A 3,057-nucleotide genomic window follows, 5' to 3' on the forward strand; every position below is an offset into this window, starting at 1 on the left:
TCCACGGCTGCGGCGCGGCGGTGGCGCCCGGCTGCAGGCGCTCCTGGCCTTCGATGACGACGGTGTCGCCCGCCTTCAGGCCGCCGCTGACCACGTACTGGTGCTCGACCACGTCGCCCACGGCGATCGGGGTCAGGCTGGCTTTATTCGCGCCGTCGAGCACCCAGGCCTGCGCCTGGCCGCCGCTGCCGCGCAGCACGGCCTGCTGCGGCACGAGCACGCCATGCGGCTGCACGGCGCGGGCGATGCGGGCGCGCACGAACATGCCGGGCAGAAGCTGGCGCTGCGGATTGTCCACCAGCACGCGGATGGTGGCGTCGCCCGTGCCCGCATCGACGCTGATGCCGGAGAACAGGATGCGCCCCGTGACGGGATGCGGCCGGCCGTCGGCGCCCAGGATGGTGACGGGCAGCTTGTCCACTCCGGCCGGCCCCGACGCCTGCAGGGCCGCCAGCGCCGACGCCGGCTGGCGCACGTCGACATACACCTTGTCGATCTGCTGGATGCGCGCCATCGGCGCCGCATCGGCCAGGCCCACCAGCGCGCCCTCGGTCACCAGTTCGGAGCCGATGCGCCCGGCAATGGGCGCCTCGATGCTGGCAAAAGCCAGGTCCAGGCGCCGGCGCGCCAGGCTGGCGCGCGCCTGCGCCACGGTGGCGGCGGCCTGCTCGCGCTGGGCCACGGCGTCGTCATACGCCTGGCGGCTGATGGCGTCCGCTTCCACCAGCGGTTTTAACCTGTCCGCCTGGCTGCTGGCGCGGTTCGCCGTGGCCACCGCGTGCTGCAGGGCGGCGGCGGCAGAATCGACTTCCGCCTGGAACGGCGCCGGATTGAGCTGGAACAGCTTCTGCCCCGCTTTTACGTCGGCGCCCTGCTCGAACTGCCGGCGCAGCACGATGCCGCCCACCTGCGGGCGGATGTCGGCCGTGCGGAAGGCGGCCACGCGGCCGGGCAGCTCGTCGCTGAGCACCACGGCGGCCGTCTGCAGCTTGAGCACCGTGACGGCGGCCGGCGGCGCGGCGCCTTCTTGCGGCGCGGGTTTGGAACAGGCGGCTAGGCCAAGCAGCGCCGCGGCGATCAACATGTTTTTCTTGGAGAGGTAGTTCGGATGCATGGTCTTTTCTATGGCAGATCCCAACCGGCGGTCCGGTCGACAGATAAGCGCAGCATAGAAGGCCAAGGTGGACATTTCGTTAAAGAAATGTGGAGATTCGATGGAGGGAAAGAAGAATGCTAGACTATTTGCATGAACTATCATCACAGCGCCAGCCAACCGTCCTTTCTTGCCACCACCCCGCCCGCCGCCCTGATCCTGATCGCCGAGGATGAACCGCAGATCGCCCGCATCCTGGCCGGCTACCTGGAGCGCGACGGCTACCGCACCGCCTTTGCCCTGGACGGCCAGGAAGCGCTGCAGCAGCACCTGGCGCTGGCGCCGGACCTGCTGCTGCTCGACGTGCAGATGCCGCGTCTCGACGGCTGGGCCGTGCTGGCGGAAGTGCGGCGGCGCGGCGAGACGCCCGTCATCATGCTCACGGCGCGCGACCAGGATGCCGACAAGCTGGCCGCCCTGCGCGTGGGCGCCGACGACTACATCATCAAGCCGTTCAACCCGGCCGAAGTGGTGGCCCGCGTGGCCGCCGTGCTGCGCCGCTCGCGCGTGCGCCACCACCCCGTCGGCGGCCAGCGGCTGCGCTGCGGCCCCATCGACATCGACCAGGAAACGTATGTGGCCAGCGTGCTGCGCGAAGGCGCGCCAGTACCCCTGAGCCTGACCTTGACGGAATTCCGCCTGCTGGCGCACCTGGCGCGCACGCCGCGGCGCGTCTGCAGCCGCCTGGAATTGCTGGAGTCGTGCATGCCTGAAAGCAATTCTCTGGAACGCACGGTAGACAGCCATGTCAGCAAGCTGCGCAAGAAGCTCGAGGAAGCGGGCGTCATGAACATGCCGGCCAGCCTGCGCGGCGTCGGTTACCGCCTCGAGAGCGACTGATGCGCTTCACAGGACTGAACCGGCAGATCATCCTGTCGATGTGCGTGCTGATGGTGTGCAGCATCCTGATCATCTGGATCGGCTCGTGGATCTTTTTCGCCGTCGCCTTCAAGATCGATCCCGGCATGCTGTCGGAACCCGACGACTGGTCGCCCAGTACCGTCGAGTGGCTGTGGATCTTCGCCATCACCATCTTCGGCCTGGGGCTGGCGGCCTTTTTCGCCATCAAGCTGGCCTCGCGCATCTTGAAGCCGATCAATTCCGTGATGGACAGCGTGCGCCGCGTGGCGCATGGCGACCTGTCGGCGCGCGCCTTCGCCGGCGACCGCACCCTGGGCGAGACGGCCATGCTGGTCGATGACTTCAACAGCATGGCCGAACGCCTGCAGCGGGCGGCCAAGGAAAGCGAAACGTGGAATGCGGCCATCGCGCACGAACTGCGCACGCCCGTGACCATCCTGCGCGGCACCTTGCAGGGCGTCGTCGACGGCGTCTTCAAGCCCGAGGAAGTGCCGTTTTCCAGCCTGCTGTCGCAAGTCGAGGACCTGGGCCGCCTGATCGAGGACTTGCGCACCCTGAGCCTGGCCGACAGCGGCCACATGCAGCTGCGCATGGCGTGGACGGACCTGACCCTGGAAATCGAGGAAGTGGGCCGCCTGCTGGCGCAGGAAATGGAAGCGGCCGGTTTTACGCTGCAATTGCACCTGTCCGACCATCCCGTCTGCTGCGACGCGGCGCGCATCCGGCAAATCGTGCTGGCCCTGCTCGACAACGCGCGCCGCTATGCCCGCCCTGGCCTGCTGCGCGTGCGCACCCGCGCGCAGGCCGGCCAGTACTGCCTGAGCGTCGAGGATGCGGGTCCCGGCATTGCGGAAGAACTGGCGCCGCACGTGTTCGAAGCGTTCCGCCGCGGCGACAGCGACGGCGGCGACCAGCATGCGGGCAGCGGCCTGGGCCTGGCCGTGGTGGAAGCCATCGCGCGCGCGCACGGCGGCAGCGCGGCCTGCACGCGCGGCAAGGCCGGCGGCAGCGTGTTTACCGTCAAGTGGCCGGTCGAGCACGGC

3 protein-coding genes are annotated in these 3,057 nt (G+C 69.0%); 2 read left to right on the forward strand and 1 reads right to left on the reverse strand.

Features of this window, described 5'->3' with window-relative positions:
* Positions 1 to 1,114 (reverse strand): efflux RND transporter periplasmic adaptor subunit (locus CBW50_RS28170; RefSeq protein WP_086148546.1); only part of this gene is annotated, 1,114 nt, incomplete at its 3' end.
* Between the two features lie 132 nt (positions 1,115 to 1,246).
* On the opposite strand from CBW50_RS28170, the gene CBW50_RS28175 reads away from it, so the two are divergent.
* Both CBW50_RS28175 and CBW50_RS28180 read left to right on the forward strand, forming a co-directional pair.
* Positions 1,247 to 1,993 carry a response regulator gene (locus tag CBW50_RS28175; RefSeq protein ID WP_086148544.1) on the forward strand — a complete coding sequence of 249 codons (747 nt, stop codon included), beginning with the start codon at positions 1,247 to 1,249 and terminating at the stop codon, positions 1,991 to 1,993.
* Positions 1,993 to 3,057 (forward strand): ATP-binding protein (locus tag CBW50_RS28180; RefSeq protein WP_086148545.1); only part of this gene is annotated, 1,065 nt, incomplete at its 3' end. The genes CBW50_RS28175 and CBW50_RS28180, both read left to right, overlap by 1 nt.

Origin of the sequence: Janthinobacterium sp. GW458P (assembly GCF_002127585.1) — a bacterium.
In the GTDB taxonomy this organism is placed as follows: Bacteria; Pseudomonadota; Gammaproteobacteria; order Burkholderiales; family Burkholderiaceae_D; genus Janthinobacterium.

Bases quoted from the DNA above. Each gene is read 5' to 3' on its own strand.
- CBW50_RS28175 (WP_086148544.1), top strand. From the start codon at position 1,247: ATGAACTATCATCACAGCGCCAGCCAACCGTCCTTTCTTGCCACCACC.